Source organism: Halomonas daqiaonensis (genome assembly GCF_900109725.1).
GTDB lineage: Bacteria > Pseudomonadota > Gammaproteobacteria > Pseudomonadales > Halomonadaceae > Halomonas > Halomonas daqiaonensis.
The window spans coordinates 108,732-123,929 of record NZ_FOBC01000011.1; the positions used below are offsets into that span (position 1 = coordinate 108,732).

At 67.9% G+C, this 15,198-nt stretch carries 17 protein-coding genes; 11 read left to right on the forward strand and 6 right to left on the reverse strand.

Features of this window, described 5'->3' with window-relative positions; genetic code table 11:
• The first annotated feature begins 7 nt into the window (after positions 1 to 7).
• From hisS to der, 4 genes are read left to right on the forward strand one after another with little or no spacing between them, the layout of a single operon-like run.
• On the forward strand, positions 8 to 1,336 hold the full coding sequence (gene hisS, locus BMY30_RS10635; RefSeq protein ID WP_280140889.1) for a histidine--tRNA ligase: 1,329 nt from the start codon (positions 8 to 10) through the stop codon (positions 1,334 to 1,336).
• Between the two features lie 28 nt (positions 1,337 to 1,364).
• Positions 1,365 to 2,021, forward strand: a complete 657-nt coding sequence (locus BMY30_RS10640) for a YfgM family protein (RefSeq protein ID WP_089713422.1) — start codon at positions 1,365 to 1,367, stop codon at positions 2,019 to 2,021.
• On the forward strand, positions 2,018 to 3,178 hold the full coding sequence (gene bamB / locus BMY30_RS10645) for an outer membrane protein assembly factor BamB (RefSeq protein ID WP_089713424.1): 1,161 nt from the start codon (positions 2,018 to 2,020) through the stop codon (positions 3,176 to 3,178). The genes BMY30_RS10640 and bamB overlap by 4 nt, the downstream gene beginning before the upstream one ends.
• Positions 3,175 to 4,584: a ribosome biogenesis GTPase Der gene (gene der / locus BMY30_RS10650; RefSeq protein ID WP_089713426.1), complete on the forward strand. Its 1,410-nt coding sequence runs from the start codon at positions 3,175 to 3,177 to the stop codon at positions 4,582 to 4,584. Before bamB ends, der begins: the two co-directional genes overlap by 4 nt.
• 262 nt (positions 4,585 to 4,846) lie before the next feature.
• Here der and BMY30_RS10655 read toward each other — a convergent pair whose 3' ends face one another.
• Complete coding sequence (locus BMY30_RS10655; protein WP_089713428.1) at positions 4,847 to 5,713, reverse strand: ATP-binding protein; 867 nt, start codon at positions 5,711 to 5,713, stop codon at positions 4,847 to 4,849.
• Between the two features lie 119 nt (positions 5,714 to 5,832).
• On the opposite strand from BMY30_RS10655, the gene BMY30_RS10660 reads away from it, so the two are divergent.
• Entirely contained in the window at positions 5,833 to 6,627 is a 795-nt protein-coding gene (locus BMY30_RS10660) for a M48 family metallopeptidase (protein WP_089713430.1), read from the forward strand.
• 17 nt (positions 6,628 to 6,644) lie between these two features.
• Positions 6,645 to 6,905, forward strand: a complete 261-nt coding sequence (locus tag BMY30_RS10665; RefSeq protein WP_089713432.1) for a hypothetical protein — start codon at positions 6,645 to 6,647, stop codon at positions 6,903 to 6,905.
• 75 nt (positions 6,906 to 6,980) lie between these two features.
• Here BMY30_RS10665 and aroE read toward each other — a convergent pair whose 3' ends face one another.
• From aroE to BMY30_RS10690, 5 genes are read right to left on the reverse strand one after another with little or no spacing between them, the layout of a single operon-like run.
• Complete coding sequence (gene aroE / locus BMY30_RS10670) at positions 6,981 to 7,808, reverse strand: shikimate dehydrogenase (RefSeq protein WP_089713434.1); 828 nt, start codon at positions 7,806 to 7,808, stop codon at positions 6,981 to 6,983.
• Entirely contained in the window at positions 7,805 to 8,731 is a 927-nt protein-coding gene (gene hemF / locus BMY30_RS10675; protein WP_089713436.1) for an oxygen-dependent coproporphyrinogen oxidase, read from the reverse strand. Before hemF ends, aroE begins: the two co-directional genes overlap by 4 nt.
• Before the next feature lie 30 nt (positions 8,732 to 8,761).
• The gene (gene tsaC, locus BMY30_RS10680; RefSeq protein WP_089713438.1) at positions 8,762 to 9,319 is read right to left on the reverse strand and encodes an L-threonylcarbamoyladenylate synthase type 1 TsaC; all 558 of its coding nucleotides are present in this window, start codon (positions 9,317 to 9,319) and stop codon (positions 8,762 to 8,764) included.
• 57 nt (positions 9,320 to 9,376) lie between these two features.
• Positions 9,377 to 10,477 (reverse strand): DNA-processing protein DprA, encoded by a 1,101-nt coding sequence (gene dprA, locus BMY30_RS10685; protein ID WP_170840118.1) that lies wholly within the window; start codon positions 10,475 to 10,477, stop codon positions 9,377 to 9,379.
• A gap of 14 nt (positions 10,478 to 10,491) precedes the next feature.
• Positions 10,492 to 11,601 (reverse strand): LysM peptidoglycan-binding domain-containing protein, encoded by a 1,110-nt coding sequence (locus tag BMY30_RS10690; RefSeq protein WP_089713440.1) that lies wholly within the window; start codon positions 11,599 to 11,601, stop codon positions 10,492 to 10,494.
• Positions 11,602 to 11,772: 171 nt separating this feature from the next.
• Here BMY30_RS10690 and def point away from each other — a divergent pair, with 171 nt between their 5' ends.
• From def to BMY30_RS10715, 5 genes are all read left to right on the forward strand, one after another.
• Positions 11,773 to 12,285, forward strand: a complete 513-nt coding sequence (def, locus tag BMY30_RS10695; protein WP_089713442.1) for a peptide deformylase — start codon at positions 11,773 to 11,775, stop codon at positions 12,283 to 12,285.
• A 119-nt stretch (positions 12,286 to 12,404) separates the two neighbouring features.
• Positions 12,405 to 13,394, forward strand: a complete 990-nt coding sequence (gene fmt / locus BMY30_RS10700; protein ID WP_089713444.1) for a methionyl-tRNA formyltransferase — start codon at positions 12,405 to 12,407, stop codon at positions 13,392 to 13,394.
• On the forward strand, positions 13,391 to 14,743 hold the full coding sequence (rsmB, locus tag BMY30_RS10705; protein WP_089713446.1) for a 16S rRNA (cytosine(967)-C(5))-methyltransferase RsmB: 1,353 nt from the start codon (positions 13,391 to 13,393) through the stop codon (positions 14,741 to 14,743). The genes fmt and rsmB overlap by 4 nt, the downstream gene beginning before the upstream one ends.
• Positions 14,744 to 14,779: 36 nt before the next feature.
• On the forward strand, positions 14,780 to 14,986 hold the full coding sequence (locus BMY30_RS10710) for a dodecin (RefSeq protein WP_089713448.1): 207 nt from the start codon (positions 14,780 to 14,782) through the stop codon (positions 14,984 to 14,986).
• A 116-nt stretch (positions 14,987 to 15,102) separates the two neighbouring features.
• Positions 15,103 to 15,198, forward strand: a 96-nt coding sequence (locus BMY30_RS10715; protein WP_139195489.1) for an NAD-binding protein, incomplete at its 3' end; no start/stop codon positions are given.

The following is a 15,198-nucleotide window of genomic DNA, read 5'->3' on the forward strand; positions in this document are numbered from 1 at the left end:
GCAAGCATTGAGCAAGTCCCCAGCCAGTCAGAATGAACCCGGCAAGAAGAAGATCCAGGCCATCCGTGGCATGAACGACCTGCTGCCGGAACAGTCGGCGCTGTGGCAGTACGTCGAGGGTCAGGTCCATGCGCTGATGCAGCGCTATGGCTACGCCGAAATTCGCACGCCCATCGTCGAGCAGACCGCGCTGTTCAAGCGCTCCATCGGTGAAGTCACCGACATCGTCGAGAAGGAGATGTACACCTTCGATGACCGCAACGGCGACAGCCTGACCCTGCGCCCCGAGGGCACGGCGAGCTGCGTGCGCGCCGCCATGGAGCACGGCCTGCTGCACAACCAGACCCAGCGCCTGTGGTACCAGGGCCCCATGTTCCGTCACGAGCGCCCCCAGAAGGGCCGCTACCGCCAGTTCCATCAGGTCGGCGTGGAGGCCTTCGGCCTCGAGGGACCGGACATCGATGTCGAGACGATCCTGCTCTCGGCCCGCCTCTGGAAGGTCCTTGGCCTGTACGAGCATGTCACCCTCGAGCTCAACTCCCTGGGCTCAGCCGAGGCACGGGCCGCCTACCGCGATACCCTGGTGGCCTACTTCGAGCAGCATCATGCTCTGCTCGACGAGGACTCCCGCCGGCGCCTGACCAGCAACCCGATGCGCATCCTCGACTCCAAGAATCCCGACATGGCCGAGATGCTCGATGCCGCGCCGCAGCTGATGGACCACCTGGATGACGAATCCCGGGCGCACTTCGAGCAACTCTGTGCGCTGCTCGATGCCGCCGGCATCGACTACGTGATCAACCCGCGGCTGGTGCGCGGCCTGGACTACTACGGCCGCACCGTCTTCGAGTGGACCACCACGGCCCTGGGCAGCCAGGGTACGGTGTGCGCCGGTGGCCGATACGACGGCCTGGTGGAGCAGCTCGGTGGCAAGTCGACCCCGGCGGTGGGCTTCGCCATGGGCATCGAACGGCTGGTGCTGCTGCTCGATACCCTGGGGCTGGTACCCGACACCGTGCATGATGAGCTGGACGTCTATCTGCTGCCCATGGGCGAGGCGGCCACCGCCGCCGCCCTGCTGCTCGGCGAACGCCTGCGCGAAAGCCTCCCCGAGCTGCGACTGCAAATGCACTGCGGCAGCGGCAGCTTCAAGAGCCGCATGAAGAAGGCCGACCGCAGCGGCGCCCGACTGGCCCTGCTGCTCGGTGAGGACGAGCTGGCCGAAGGCAGCGTGGCCCTGAAGTTCCTGCGCGAGGAGCGCGAGCAACGGCGCCTCTCCCTGGCAGAGCTCACCGACACCCTGACATCCCTGCTGGAAGGCGAATCCTTCGCCTGACGGACACCTGCATCAGAGGAGACCGCCCGTGGCGGAGCTGAAGACCGAGGAAGAACAGCTAGAGGCGATCAAGCGCTGGTGGAAGGAGAACGGTACCTCGCTGATCGCCGGCGTGGTCATTGCCGGGGCCGGCGTATTTGGCTGGAACGCCTGGCAGGACTATCAGGCGAGCAAGGCCGAGGCCGCCTCCCTGCGCTACCAGCAGCTGCTCGACCTCACCGGCCGGGATAACCTGGACGAGCAGGCCCGACAGCGTGCCGACGAGCTGGTCAGGGAGATCACCGCCGAGCACGGCACGACCCTTTACGCCGACCTGGCACGGCTGCTCGACGCCCGCCTGGCCGTCGATGCGGGTGACCGGGCCCAGGCGCAGGCCGCCCTGGAGACAGTAGCCGAGGGCAGCGAACGCGACTACATCGCAGGCCTGGCGAGGCTGCGCCTAGCCCGCCTTCAGCTCGCCGAGGGCAGCGCCGAGACGGCCCTGACCACCCTGGAGGGCGTACCCGAGGCCCTGGCGGCCCAGCGCGCCGAGGTACGGGGCAATGCCCAGCATGCCTTGGGGCGCGCTGACCAGGCCCGTGAGGCTTGGCGCCAGGCCCTGACGCTCGCCGATGAACGTGACCAGCCGCTGTACGGCGTCCAGCTCAAGCTGGATGACCTCGGTGCCGAGGAGGCCACCCTATGAGATCGACCCTGAGACCGAGCCTGTTGATTGCCGCCACCACCGCCCTGGCCCTACTGGCCGGCTGTGCCGGCAAGGCCGAACCCGAGTACCCCCAGCGTGAGTTGCAGTCCCTGAACGCCACCACCGAGGTGACGACCCTGTGGCGCGAGCGCGTCGGCAAGGGACTGGGAGAGGCCGGCTACCCGGTGGCGCCGGCCCAGGACGGTGACACCCTCTTCGCTGCCGACGGCCGTGGCCTGGTGGAAGCCCTTGATGCCAACAGCGGCAACTCCCGCTGGGAGGTCGAGCTCGACACCCCGGTCTCCAGTAGCCTGACCGCCGTGGCCGGCAGCCTCTATCTGGCCACCCGCAACGGCGAGGTGCTCTCCCTGGACCAGGCCGACGGCGAGGTCCAGTGGCGCGCGCGGGTCACCAGCGAGGTGCTGGCGGCACCCCAGGCCAATCAGCAGTTGCTGGTGGTCCAGGCGGTCGATGGCAGTGTCACCGCCCTAGACCGTGCCAACGGCGACGAGCGCTGGGTCTATAATGGCTCGCGTCCCTCGCTGACCCTGCGCGGCACCGGCACACCCACGGTGATCGACCCGGTCACCTTCGCCGGCTTCGCCAGCGGCCGCCTGGTGACACTGGAAAACAGCAGCGGCCAGCCGCTCTGGGAGCGCCGCATCGCCATCCCTCAGGGGCGCAGCGAGATCGACCGCCTGGTTGACCTGGCCGGCCAGCCGGTCCTCACCCAGGACGGCCGGCTCTTCGTGACCAGCTACAACGGCCGCCTGGCCGCCCTCGATGCCCGCTCCGGCGAGATGCAGTGGTCACGCGAGCTTTCCAGCTACCACACCCCGATCCTCGTGGGGGACTTCCTGTTCGTGGTCGACGAGGCCAGTCACGTCATCGCCGTGGATGCCGCGTCCGGCAGCGAGATATGGCGCAACGAATCACTCGAGGGGCGCGCTCTCACCGCACCCGCCTTCGCCACCGACCACCTGGTGGTGGGCGACGTCGAGGGCTACCTGCACCTGATCGATGCCCGCGAGGGCGAGATCGTCGGGCGCACTCGCGTCGACGGTTCGGGGATCGGCGTGCGCCCGCTAACCGACCGCCGCCGCATCTATGCGCTGGCCAACGACGGCACCCTTGAAGCCCTGGAGCTTCGTCCATGACGACGCCGGTGATCGCCTTGGTCGGCCGCCCCAACGTCGGCAAGTCGACGCTGTTCAACCGACTGACCCGCTCACGGGACGCCCTGGTGGCGGACTTCCCCGGGTTGACCCGCGATCGCAAGTACGGCAACGGCATGCTCGGCGACAAGGCCTACACCGTGATCGATACGGGCGGCATCAGCGGTGACGAGGAGGGCATCGACGCGGCCATGGCGGAGCAGTCGCTGGTGGCCATCGACGAGGCCGACATCGTGCTGTTCATGGTCGACGCTCGTGCCGGCCTCAACGTCGCCGACGAGGCCATCGCCAACCATTTGCGGGTCAACCAGAAGAAGACCTGGCTGGTGGTCAACAAGGTCGACGGCCTGGAAGAGCACAGCGCCATGGCCGACTTCTGGCAGTTGGGACTGGGCGACCCGCATCCGGTCGCCGCGGCCCACGGCCGCAACGTCACCACCCTCATCGAGGAGGTGCTCGAGCCCTTCCCCGCGCGCGACGAGAGCATCCCTGCGGACACCGGCACCAAGGGCATCCGCATCGGCGTGATCGGCCGCCCCAACGTGGGCAAGTCGACCCTGGTCAACCGCCTGCTCGGCGAGGAGCGGGTGGTGGTCTTCGACGAGGCAGGCACCACCCGCGACGCCATCGAGATCCCCTTCGAGCGGCGCGGCAAGCCCTACGTGCTGGTGGATACCGCAGGGGTACGCCGCCGCAAGAACGTCCGCGAGGTGGCTGAGAAGTTCTCGATCATCAAGACCCTGGAGGCGATCAAGGAGTGCCACGTCGCCATCGTGGTGCTGGATGCCCGCAGTGGCCTGGTGGAGCAGGACCTGCACCTGCTGGACTACGTGCTGACCAGCGGGCGTGCCCTGGTGCTGGCGGTCAACAAGTGGGACGGCCTGGAGCACGAGGCCAAGGAGTCGATGCGCAGCGAGATCAAGCGCCGCCTGGGCTTCACCGACTATGCCGACCTGCACTTCATCTCGGCGCTGCACGGCACGGGGGTGGGCGACCTCTACCCCTCGCTGGAGCGCGCCTTCGCCTCGGCCAACGCCCACTGGTCCACCAACCGCCTGACCACCATCCTCCAGGATGCCGTGGATGCCCACCAGCCGCCCCTGGTGCGCGGGCGACGCATCAAGCTGCGCATGGCCCACCAGGGTGGCAGCAATCCGCCGATCGTCGTGGTCCACGGCAACCAGACCGGCTCGCTGCCGGAAGCCTACAAGCGCTACCTGACCAACACTTTCCGCAAGGTGCTCAAGGTGCGCGGTACCCCCATGCGCTTCGAGTTCCGGTCGGCGGAGAACCCCTACGATCCCTTGGCCGGAGCCAGCGACCGGGAGAAGGCCAAGAAGCGCGAGCTGGGGCGCACCAAGGAAGCGCGTAACAGCCGTCGCCGCTGACAGCACTTTGCAGTTGCACATAGGGGGGGCGCCTGGGACAGGACGTAGAGGGAGTCCTACGCCAGGGGTGAGGAGCATTGCTCCGAACGGGCTGGCCAAGGATGTCCAGCACCGGACCTGCAAGCGCAGCGGGACGCGAGAGCGCAGCAGGGCGTCGGTAGCGCCCATGGAAGGGTTCACAGCGCCCCCGGAGGGCCGGCCCCGCTCGAAGGCCTGTCGCCGGATCAGCCCCGCCGCCAGGATCCAATTCTGGAATAGTCTGCTACTCTCCGTGCAGGCGGCGCTTGCCCACCCATTGGGTGGCGAACTGCCAGGCGCCGCGGCCGCTGCGACCGCCGCGCAGAGTGGCAAAACGGATCGCCTCGGCCCGCGCCTCCTCGTTCCAGTCATTGCGATGGCCCAACTGGGTAACCCAGTGACAGCAGGCCTCCAGGTAGACATCCTGATTGAAGGGGTGGAAGCCCAGCCATAGGCCGAAGCGGTCGGACAGCGAGATCTTCTCCTCCACGGCATCGCCATGGTGGAGTTCGTCACCCACCAGCCGCGAGCCCTCATTGTCGCTCATCGACTCCGGCAGCAGGTGGCGGCGATTGGAGGTGGCGTAGAGCAGCACGTTGGGCGGCGGGCCGGTCAGGGCCCCGTCCAGCACGCTCTTCAGCGCCTTGTAGGCATCGTCGTGGCCCTCGAAGGAAAGATCATCGCAGTAGACGACGAAACGCTGGCGCTGGTGGCGCAACTGCTCCACCAGCATCGGCAACGCCGAGAGGTCATGGCGGTCCACCTGCACCAAGCGTAACCCTTCGTCGCAAAGGCTGTTGAGCAGGGCGCGGATCAGGGACGACTTGCCGCTGCCTCGCGAGCCCCACAGCAGGGCGTGGTTGGCCGGAAGGCCCTGAAGGAAGGCGCGGGTGTTATCGACCAGCGCCAACTTCTGGCGCTCGATCCCCAGCAGGTCATCGAGCGTCAGGGCGTCCCGTGGCGGGACCGGCAGCAAGCGCCCGCCGAGGGCATGACGCTGCCAGAGGGCGGCGACGTCCCGCTCCCAGTCCACCTCCACCGGCGGTGGCGGCAGCCAGTGTTCGACGCGATCCAGCAGCTTAAGCAAACGACGCGACAGCTCGGCGTCCATGATGGCTTCCTCCCGGTGTGCATTTTCCGCGGTTGACCTCACCGGCGTTCGGGGTATCTTGTGGCGAACCTCGCCCCCCGTCCAGAGTCTCAGTGATCTGGAACCAAAAGGAGCTTTCCATGCGTTGGACCCATCTGCTCGCCGTTGGCGCCCTTAGCGTCAGCCTCGCCGCCTGCACCACCTCGCCCACCGGGCGCTCGCAGCTCACCCTGATGTCCGACGAGCAGCTCGACCAGATGGGGGCCCAGGCCTTCGCCCAGTACCAGCAGGAGCTGCCGACAGTCGGCGGCGCACCGCTGCGCTACGTGCAGTGCGTCACCGGGGCCGTGATCCGCGCCCTACCCGAGCGGGAGCGCAACCAGAACTGGCAGGTCAAGGTCTTCCAGTCCGAGCAGGCCAACGCCTTCGCCCTGCCGGGTGGCTACGTGGGCATCAACACCGGCCTGCTCAATGTTGCCCAGAACCAGGACCAGCTCGCCGCGGTAATCGGCCACGAGATAGCCCATGTGCTGGCCCGCCATGCCAATGAGCGCGCGTCCACCCAGACCGCTACCCAGCTGGGCCTGTCGGTGATCTCCTCCGCCTCAGGCATGCAGGGCGCGGGGGGCGAAACCATGATGGCGGCACTGGGCATGGGCGCCCAGTATGGCATCCTGCTGCCTTTCTCGCGGCGCCACGAGAGCGAGGCCGACACCCTGGGCCTTTATCTGATGGCCGAGGCCGGCTTCGACCCGCGAGCCAGTATCGCGCTGTGGAACAACATGGCAGGCGGTGCCCGCCCGCCGGCCTGGGCTTCGACCCACCCGAGCCACGGCCAGCGCATCGGCGGCCTGGAAGCATCCATGGGCGAGGCCATGTCGCGCTATGAGCGGGCCCGTAACGCCGGCCGCACACCCAACTGCCCGCGCCCCTGAAGGAACGCTCGACTCGCATGCTGAAGATCGGATTGCTGCTGCTGATACTGCCCATCCTGGTGCTGATGGGCGTCTATTTCATGGAGCTGAGCGACGTACGGGAGTGCTTGCTCGTCCAGGAGGGGCACTGGGACTACCGGTCGGGCGTCTGCCGCGAGACCGCTCAGCCTTTCGTGCCCTGGATCGACCGCCATCCCTGGCTGGTCAACGGCGGCATGCTAACCTCGGTGGCCGGCGTGGTGCTGTGCATGGTGGGGCTATATGTCAAAAGACGCTGAAGGCTCCACGTCAAGAGACGCTGACGGCATCCCTTAACCGCCACCCCTCGCGCTCCGAGAGTCGGTCGCGCTTCCTTAAAGCGCCTGCCTGAGCATCTCCAGCACGGGGGCGGTATCGGGACGCCTGCCGCGCCACTGGAAGAAGGATTCCGCCGCCTGCTCCACCAGCATGCCCAGGCCGTCGATGGTCTGGGCACCGCGCTCGGCGGCCCAGCGCAGGAAGACCGTGGGTTCGGGGCCGTACATCATGTCGTATGCGGTGGCGTCCCGGGCGAAGAGATCATCGGGCAGCGGCGGCAGATCGCCGGCGAGGCTCGTGCTGGTGCCGTTGATCACCAGGTCGAAGGGCCCGTCTACCGCTTCGAAGCCGCCGCCGGCGATCTCACCCAGGTCGCGGAAGTCGGTGGCCAGGGCCTCGGCCTTGGCCGCCGTGCGATTGGCCACCAGCAGGCTCGCCGGCCCCTCGGCCAGCAGCGGCTCCAGTACGCCGCGTACCGCCCCCCCGGCGCCCAACACCAGGATCCGTGCCTCGGCCAGTTCCACGCCATGGCGCTTGAGATCGTGCACCAGGCCGATTCCGTCGGTGGTATCGCCATAGACCTTGCGATCGGTACTGGCGTCGTTGCTGCCCACGATCAAGGTATTCACGGCCCCGGCCCGTCGCGCACGCTTGCTGAGCGTATCGCAGAGTCGAAAGGCCTCCTCCTTGAAGGGCACGGTGACGTTGGCCCCGTGACCGCCCTCGGCAACGAAACGCCACCAGGCACCGGCGAAATCATCCAGCGGTGCCTCGATGGCGGTGTAGTCGATATCGTCCCTGATCTGCGCGGCGAAGGCGGCATGGATAGCCGGCGACTTGGAATGGCCGACCGGGTGGCCGAAGACGCAGTAGCGATCGGTCATGAGTAGTTCTCCTCTTCCCCCAGCCAGTCGCGGGGACGAAGATAGTCGTCATACAGCCGTGCCTCCGGGCTGCCGGGCTCGGGGTGCCAGTCGTATTCCCAGCGCGCCAGGGGCGGCATCGACATCAGGATCGATTCGGTGCGTCCGCCGCTCTGCAATCCGAACAGGGTGCCGCGGTCCCAGACCAGATTGAACTCCACGTAGCGCCCACGACGATAGAGCTGGAAGTCGCGCTCGCGCTCGCTCCAGGGCGTATCGCGACGGCGTCGCACGATGGGCAGGTAGGCGTCCAGGAAGGCATCGCCCACCGCCTGCTGGAAAGCGAAACACTCGACGAAGCCGCCTTCGTTGAGGTCGTCGAAGAAGAGTCCGCCGACACCGCGAGTCTCGTCGCGATGTTTCAGGTAGAAGTAGTCGTCGCACCATTCCTTGTAGCGGGGATAGACGTCGTCGCCGAAGGGGGCGCAGGCGTCGCGCGCCACCCGGTGCCAATGCACCACGTCCTCGTGCACCGGGTAGTAGGGCGTCAGATCGAAGCCGCCACCGAACCACCAGACGGGGTCTTCTCCCTCCTTTTCGGCAATCAGGAAGCGGACGTTGCCGTGGCTGGTGGGCAAATGGGGGTTCTCCGGGTGCAGCACCCAGGAGACCCCCAGCGCATGGAAGCTGCGCCCGACGAGCTGCGGCCTCGCCGCGGTGGCCGAGGGCGGCAGACGCTCGCCGAACACATGGGAGAAGTTAACGCCGCCCTTCTCGAAGAGGCGGCCATCCTCGATCACCCGAGAGCGGCCACCTCCACCCTCCGGCCGGTCCCAGGCATCCTCGCGGAAGTGGCTGCCGTCCTCCTCGGCCAGGGCTGCACAGAGGCGCTCCTGAAGGTCGAGCAGATAGGTCTTGACGTCATCGAGGTGGGCGTGGGCCAACGGAGTCTCCTGGGCTGGAAAGGGGATGCTTCAGGAACGCAGCACCCGGCCGGAGACCAGGTCGCGGATGGTACTGGGACGCTCAAGGCCGCCCAGTGGGCCGTCAAGGACGGCATCGAGTTCATCGTCGAAGGTGGCACGGATTTCCGCGGCACTCATCGCCGGGGGCTCGCCTGCCCGGTTGGCCGAGGTCGAGACCAGTGGTCCACCGAAGGCCTGGCTCAGCGCCACGACCAGCGGATGGTCACTGACTCGCAGCGCCACGCGGTCGTGGTCGCCGCGCACCAGGGCGCGAGAACGGCCGTTGTCGGGCACCAGCCAGGTGTGGGGGCCCGGCCAACTGGCCGCCAGGGAAGCCTGCTGCTCGGCGGGCAGCCCCTCCAGCCAGGGCGCAAGCTGGTCGATGCTCGCCGCCACCAGGATCACGCCCTTGGCGGGATCGCGTGCCTTGAGGTGCAGCAGGCGTCTCAGAGCCACATCGTCGTCGGGGTCGCATCCCAGCCCCCAGACGGCCTCGGTGGGATAGGCGATCACGCCTCCCGCGCGAAGGGCCGCGACGGCCTCATCAAGAGCACTGGCCTCGATCATGGGTCTCCTCGCCTTGCCTCGACATGCCGGATGAGCGGCTTCAGGGGGCGTATGCTATCACGCTCCCGGCCGGGTCAGCAGGCGCACCCAGCCACCGGCAGTCTGGGTCACAGCGCCCTCCAGCTCCAGTTCGAGCAGGCCGCGTTGGCAGTCGGCCACGCCGCGGCCGGTCAGGGCCACCAGGGCATCCACCGGCGTAGGCGTGTCGCTCAGCCAGCGCAGCAGCGAATCCTCCCGCGCCTCTGCCGGCTCGGGCGCTGAAGTAGCCGGCGCGGGGGCACAGGCCACGGCCCACTGGCTGAGCTCGGCGAGGATATCGTTGAGGTCGCGGACCAGCACGGCACCATCGCGGATCAGCTGCAGGCAGCCCCGCGCCATGGGATTGTGGATCGAACCGGGCAACGCGAAGACCTCGCGGTTCTGCTCGAGGGCCAACCGGGCACTGACCAGCGAGCCGCTTTTCTCGGCGGCCTCGACTACCAGCACGCCCAGCGAGAGACCGGTGACGATGCGGTTGCGTCGCGGGAAGAAGCCGGCCCGCGCCGGGGTACCGGGAGGATGCTCGGAGACCAGCAGTCCACCGGGCTCCTGCAGGCGCCGGTGAAGGCGATGGTGGCGGGGTGGGTAGACGACGTCCACCCCGCAGCCGAGTACCGCCACGCTTTTCCCGCCGGCGTCGAGCGCCGCCTGCTGGGCGGCGGCATCGATGCCCAGTGCCATGCCGCTGACCACGCACCAGCCCCGTCCGGCCAGTTCCCGGGCGAAGCCTGCGGCATTGGTGAGCCCTTCGCGGGTCGGCCGCTGCGAACCGACCATGGCCAACCGCGGTGGCGCGAGGGCCTCGAGATCACCGAGCGCCCAGAGCACCGGCGGAGGATCGGCAATCTGCCCGAGCAGTCTTGGCCAGGCCGTGCGGTCGGGGTGGATCAGGTGTCGGCCTGGTTCGGCACCGAGCCAGGCCTCGTCGGCTGACAGCTCGGCCGATAGGGGGCTGCGGGCGGGATGGTCGAGCCACAAGCGTAGGGCCATGGCCGCCTCATGCGGCAGCACGGCAAGCCAGCCGTCAGGCCAGTCAGGACGTGCTGCCACCAGTTCGGCCAGGCGCGCAGCCCCCATGCCGGGCAACCGGGCGAGTGCCAGCCATTCGCGCGCCTGCACCGTCGGGCTCCGCCCTAGCGCAGCGCCGCATCCAGCAGGCGCTGTGGGCTGTGGATGCGATCACCCACGGACAGAGTGCTGCTGGCCTGCATCACCAGGCCGTAGCTCATCTTCTCATAGGGGCGGAAGATCATCACCAGGCCGGCATCCTCGCCGGGCAGGCGCAACATCTCGCCGGTGCGTGGATCTTCGACCAACTCGCCACGCTGCTCGACCGTCAGCACATGGCCCGTCTCCAGGCCGTCGCGCCGGCCGCGGTCGATCGCTACTACCTGCAAGCGACCGATGAAGCGTACGCCGCCTGGCACTGCCAGAATGCGCCCCTCGACCTCATGGTCGGGGGCCCGGGGCAGGAACTCGGTGACCAGTTGGCGATCCTCGAGCGGCAGTACGATATCGTTGTTGCGCACCTCCTGGTTGGAGGAAGTCACCTCCATCACTGCGATGTCGTCTTCCTGACGCAGGTGACGCGCCTGCCCGACGCTCTCCAGCTCGAGGCCTAGCGACTCACCGCTGGCGCTGTCGATATAGTGCTCGCCCACCCGGTAAATGCCGAAGCGACCGCTACCCTCGACCCGGCCCCGGGCGTAGAAGAGGTCACCACCGCCGCTGACCAGGCGGCCATCATCCCCGGCAACCACATAGGCCAGTTCATCCAGCGCCTCGGGGTCGTCGACAACGCGGTGCTCACTCAGGAAGTGGCGAACGACATCCAGGGGAATCGGCTCGATGGCCTCGCGGTGCGAGGTGGTACGGACCTTGGGTGACAGCCGGACGATGCCCTGGCCACGCTCGAGACCGAGGCAGGGGCGCCCGTCGCAGTCATAGAGGTAGACGACATCGCCGGGATAGATCAGGTGGGGGTTCTCGATCTGCGGATTGACCTGCCACACTTCGGGCCACTGCCAGGGATGCTGCAGGAAACGTCCGGAGATGTCCCAGAGCGTGTCCCCCCTGACCACCGTGTAGCGATCCGGGGCATCGCCCTTCAGGCCATCCTCCCAGGAGAGTCCCTGGGCCTGGGCCAGGGTGGTAGCGAGGCCGAGGACCCCACCCAACAGCAGGGTACCGAGCCCCCCTTTCAATCGCTGGCACCACCCCACTGCACATCCTGTCTGTCTCATCCCTGCTCTCCCCCCGCGTTACTGGCCTCACGCCTGACGCCATGGAACGACGGCGACGTGGTATAGTCAGATACAATCGGTATGATGCACGCTCGGCAGTTTCGCCACCAAGCGCGAACTCCTAGAATAGTGTCATCTTGTAAATGACAGCATAACGGTGATTCCAACGCCATGGCCAAATTACCCATCCTCGAATTTCCCGACGAGCGCCTGCGTACCGTCGCAACGCCGGTCGAGACGGTAGACGACGAGGTGCGCCAGCTGGTCGACGACATGCTCGAGACCATGTATGACGCGAGCGGCATCGGACTGGCCGCCACCCAGGTGGATGTACACCGCCGGGTGGTCGTCATGGATGTCAGCGACAATCGCATGCGCCCGCTGGTAATGATCAACCCGGAATTCACACCCATCGGCGACGAGCGGGAACCGATGCAGGAAGGCTGCCTGTCGATTCCGGAATACTATGCCGATATCCCCCGCGCCCTGAGGGTTCACCTCAAGGCCCAGGATCGTGACGGCCAGCCCTACGAGCTGGAGGCCGAGGGCCTGCTCGCCCACTGCATACAGCACGAATACGATCATCTGGAAGGGGTGCTGTTCGTCGACTACCTTTCTACACTCAAGCGCGACCGGATAACGAAGAAGATGCAGAAGCGTCATCGGCAGATGCAGACCGCCTGACCCCCGCCCTGATCTCCTGACAGGCTCCCCGAGAAGGCCGACGCCATTGCGCCGGCCTTCGTCGTTTCCGGCCAGCTCCGTTATCATGAAAGGCATCGCCCACTGGCAAGGCCCTGAACATGTCCCGACCCCTGCGCGTCATCTTCGCCGGCACTCCCGACTTCGCCGCCGAGAGCCTGGCGGCGCTGTTGGCAAGCCGCCACGACGTCGTTGCCGTCTATACTCAGCCCGACCGGCCGTCCGGCCGCGGCCGCAAGATGACCCCGAGCCCCGTGAAGGCCCTCGCACAGGAGCGTGACCTGCCGGTCTTCCAGCCAGCAAGCCTGAAAGCGCCCGCGGTGCAGGCCGAGCTGGCGCGCCATGAGGCCGACATCATGGTGGTGGTGGCCTACGGGCTGATCCTGCCCCGTGCGGTGCTCGAGATTCCCCCGCTGGGCTGCCTCAACGTACACGCCTCGCTTCTGCCGCGCTGGCGCGGTGCGGCCCCCATCCAGCGTGCCATCGAGGCCGGCGACGAGGAGAGCGGCGTGACCATCATGCAGATGGACGCCGGCCTCGACACCGGCGACATGCTGCTGGTCAGGCGCACGCCGATCACCGCCACCACCACCGGTGGCGAACTCCACGACCGCCTGGCGAGCCTCGGCGGCGAAGCCATCGTCGAGGCCTTGGATGCACTGGTCGGCGAGGGGCTTGCCGCCATCCCACAGCCCGAGGCTGGGATCACCTATGCCGCCAAGCTCTCCAAGGCCGAGGCGGAACTCGACTTCCACCGCCCGGCCGCCGAGCTCGCGGCCAGAGTCCGCGCCTTCAATCCCTGGCCAGTGGCCTGGTGTGCCTTGGGAGAGGACCGCCTGCGCCTGCTGATGGCGCGAGCGGCCTCTGCCGCGCCGGGCGAGGCACCGATCCACCCCGGCACCCTGCTCGCCCATGGCCCCGATGCCCTGCGCATCGCCTGCGGTGAAGCTGGCGACCAGGTGCTTGAGGTGACCCGTGCCCAGCTACCCGGCGCCAACCCCCTGGCGGTGCACGAGCTACTCAAGGCCCGCGCCGATCGCCTCGCGCCAGGCACCCGACTGGGACACACCGATGAGGAGGCCACGGCATGAGTCAGGAAACCAGCGCGTCCCGTTCCCGGGGAGGCAGTCGCGACAACGGCCTGGCCGTACGAGCCGCCGCTGCCCGCGCCCTGGCCCCGGTGATCACCAGCAAGGGCTCGCTCACCGGCCTCGACGACCATCAGGTGGTGGCCCGTGACCGGGCACTGTTCAAGGCGCTCTGCTATGGCACCAGCCGCACCCTGCCACGCCTCGAGGCGCTGGCCGGCAAGCTTCTGGACAAGCCCTTCAAGGCCCGCGACGCCGACGTCCAGGCCCTGCTGCTGCTGGGCATCCACCAACTGCTCTACCTGCGTATTCCGGCCCATGCCGCCGTGGGCGAGACCGCCGGCGCCGCCCGCCTGCTGGGCAAGGAGTGGGCCACCCGGGTGCTCAACGGCTGCCTGCGCCGCCTGCAGCGCGAGAGCACGAAGCTGCAGGCCGAGGTCGACCGCGACCCAGCCGTGGCGCTGCTGCATCCCCAGTGGTGGCTCAAGGCCCTGCGCAAGGCCTGGCCCGACGACTGGCGCGCCATCTGCGAGGCCAACAATACGCCTGGGCCCATGACGCTGCGGATCAACCGTCGCCATGGTGATCGCGAGGCCTACCTGAACCGCCTGATCGCCGCCGGCCTGGAGGGCCGGCTGTGCCCCCATGCCCCTGAGGGCATCACCCTGGAGACGCCCGTCGACGTCCTGGCCCTGCCGGGCTTCGCCGATGGACATGCCAGCGTCCAGGATGAGTCGGCCCAACTCGCCGCCGTTCTGCTCGGCCCGTCCCTGGCCCCGCGGCCCGGCGCCCGGGTGCTGGACGCCTGCTGCGCCCCCGGCGGCAAGGCCGCTCACCTGCTGGAACTGTTCGACATCGACCTGCAGGCCGTCGACAGCGATGCGGCGCGCCTGGCTCGGGTCGAGGACACCCTGGCGCGCCTGGGCCTCGCCGCCACCCTGGCCGAGGGTGACGCCACCAGCCACGACTGGTGGGATGGCACGCCCTTCGATGCCATCCTGCTCGATGCTCCCTGTTCCGGCAGCGGCGTCATCCGCCGCCACCCCGACATCAAGCGGTTGCGGCGATCCTCGGATATCCCCAAGCTGACTGAGCTCCAGGCTCGCCTGCTCGACAATCTCTGGCCACTACTGCGCCCTGGTGGCACCCTGCTCTATGCCACCTGCTCGGTGCTGCCCGAGGAGAATGCCGAGCAGATCGAGCGCTTCCTCGCCCGCCGCCCGGATGCAGTGGCGAGCACCCTGGCCGACATGGCCTGGGGCCGCCCCTCGGGCGCCGGGCGGCAATTACTGCCGCAACCCGACAGCCACGATGGCTTCTTCTATGCCAGACTGGAGAAGCGTCCCGCCTGATGGCGGGCTTTTCATTTCCACGACACTGGAGGCCCCATGAGCCACCACACCTACAAGCACATCGAACTGACCGGCTCCTCGGAGAAGAACATCGAGGACGCCATCCAGAGCGCCCTGACCAAGGCCTCCGAGAGCCTGCATGGCATGCGCTGGTTCGAGGTCACGGATACCCGCGGGCACATCGAGGACGGGCGGGTCTCCCACTGGCAGGTCACCATCAAGGTCGGTTTCACCCTGGACTGACACGCGCGACCTGTTCTTCTCACGGCGGCTGGTTTAGGCTTGTCCCGTCATGTTGCGGCGCACAAGGTGCGCCGCCCTCGATTCCCGCGGTCTGACTAGAGCGGACAGCAACGACCATGAAGATCATCATTCTCGGCGCCGGCCAGGTCGGCGGCACCTTGGCCGAGCACCTGGCCCGGGAGGAGAACGACATCACGGTGGTGGACACCGAC

Coding starts and splice junctions, on each gene's coding strand:
- BMY30_RS10710 (WP_089713448.1), top strand. CDS start 14,780: ATGAGCCACCACACCTACAAGCACATCGAACTGACCGGCTCCTCGGAG.
- BMY30_RS10655 (WP_089713428.1), bottom strand. CDS start 5,713: ATGGACGCCGAGCTGTCGCGTCGTTTGCTTAAGCTGCTGGATCGCGTC.
- BMY30_RS10665 (WP_089713432.1), top strand. CDS start 6,645: ATGCTGAAGATCGGATTGCTGCTGCTGATACTGCCCATCCTGGTGCTG.
- aroE (WP_089713434.1), bottom strand. CDS start 7,808: ATGACCGATCGCTACTGCGTCTTCGGCCACCCGGTCGGCCATTCCAAG.
- bamB (WP_089713424.1), top strand. CDS start 2,018: ATGAGATCGACCCTGAGACCGAGCCTGTTGATTGCCGCCACCACCGCC.
- rsmB (WP_089713446.1), top strand. CDS start 13,391: ATGAGTCAGGAAACCAGCGCGTCCCGTTCCCGGGGAGGCAGTCGCGAC.
- def (WP_089713442.1), top strand. CDS start 11,773: ATGGCCAAATTACCCATCCTCGAATTTCCCGACGAGCGCCTGCGTACC.
- BMY30_RS10660 (WP_089713430.1), top strand. CDS start 5,833: ATGCGTTGGACCCATCTGCTCGCCGTTGGCGCCCTTAGCGTCAGCCTC.
- der (WP_089713426.1), top strand. CDS start 3,175: ATGACGACGCCGGTGATCGCCTTGGTCGGCCGCCCCAACGTCGGCAAG.
- fmt (WP_089713444.1), top strand. CDS start 12,405: ATGTCCCGACCCCTGCGCGTCATCTTCGCCGGCACTCCCGACTTCGCC.
- tsaC (WP_089713438.1), bottom strand. CDS start 9,319: ATGATCGAGGCCAGTGCTCTTGATGAGGCCGTCGCGGCCCTTCGCGCG.
- BMY30_RS10690 (WP_089713440.1), bottom strand. CDS start 11,601: ATGAGACAGACAGGATGTGCAGTGGGGTGGTGCCAGCGATTGAAAGGG.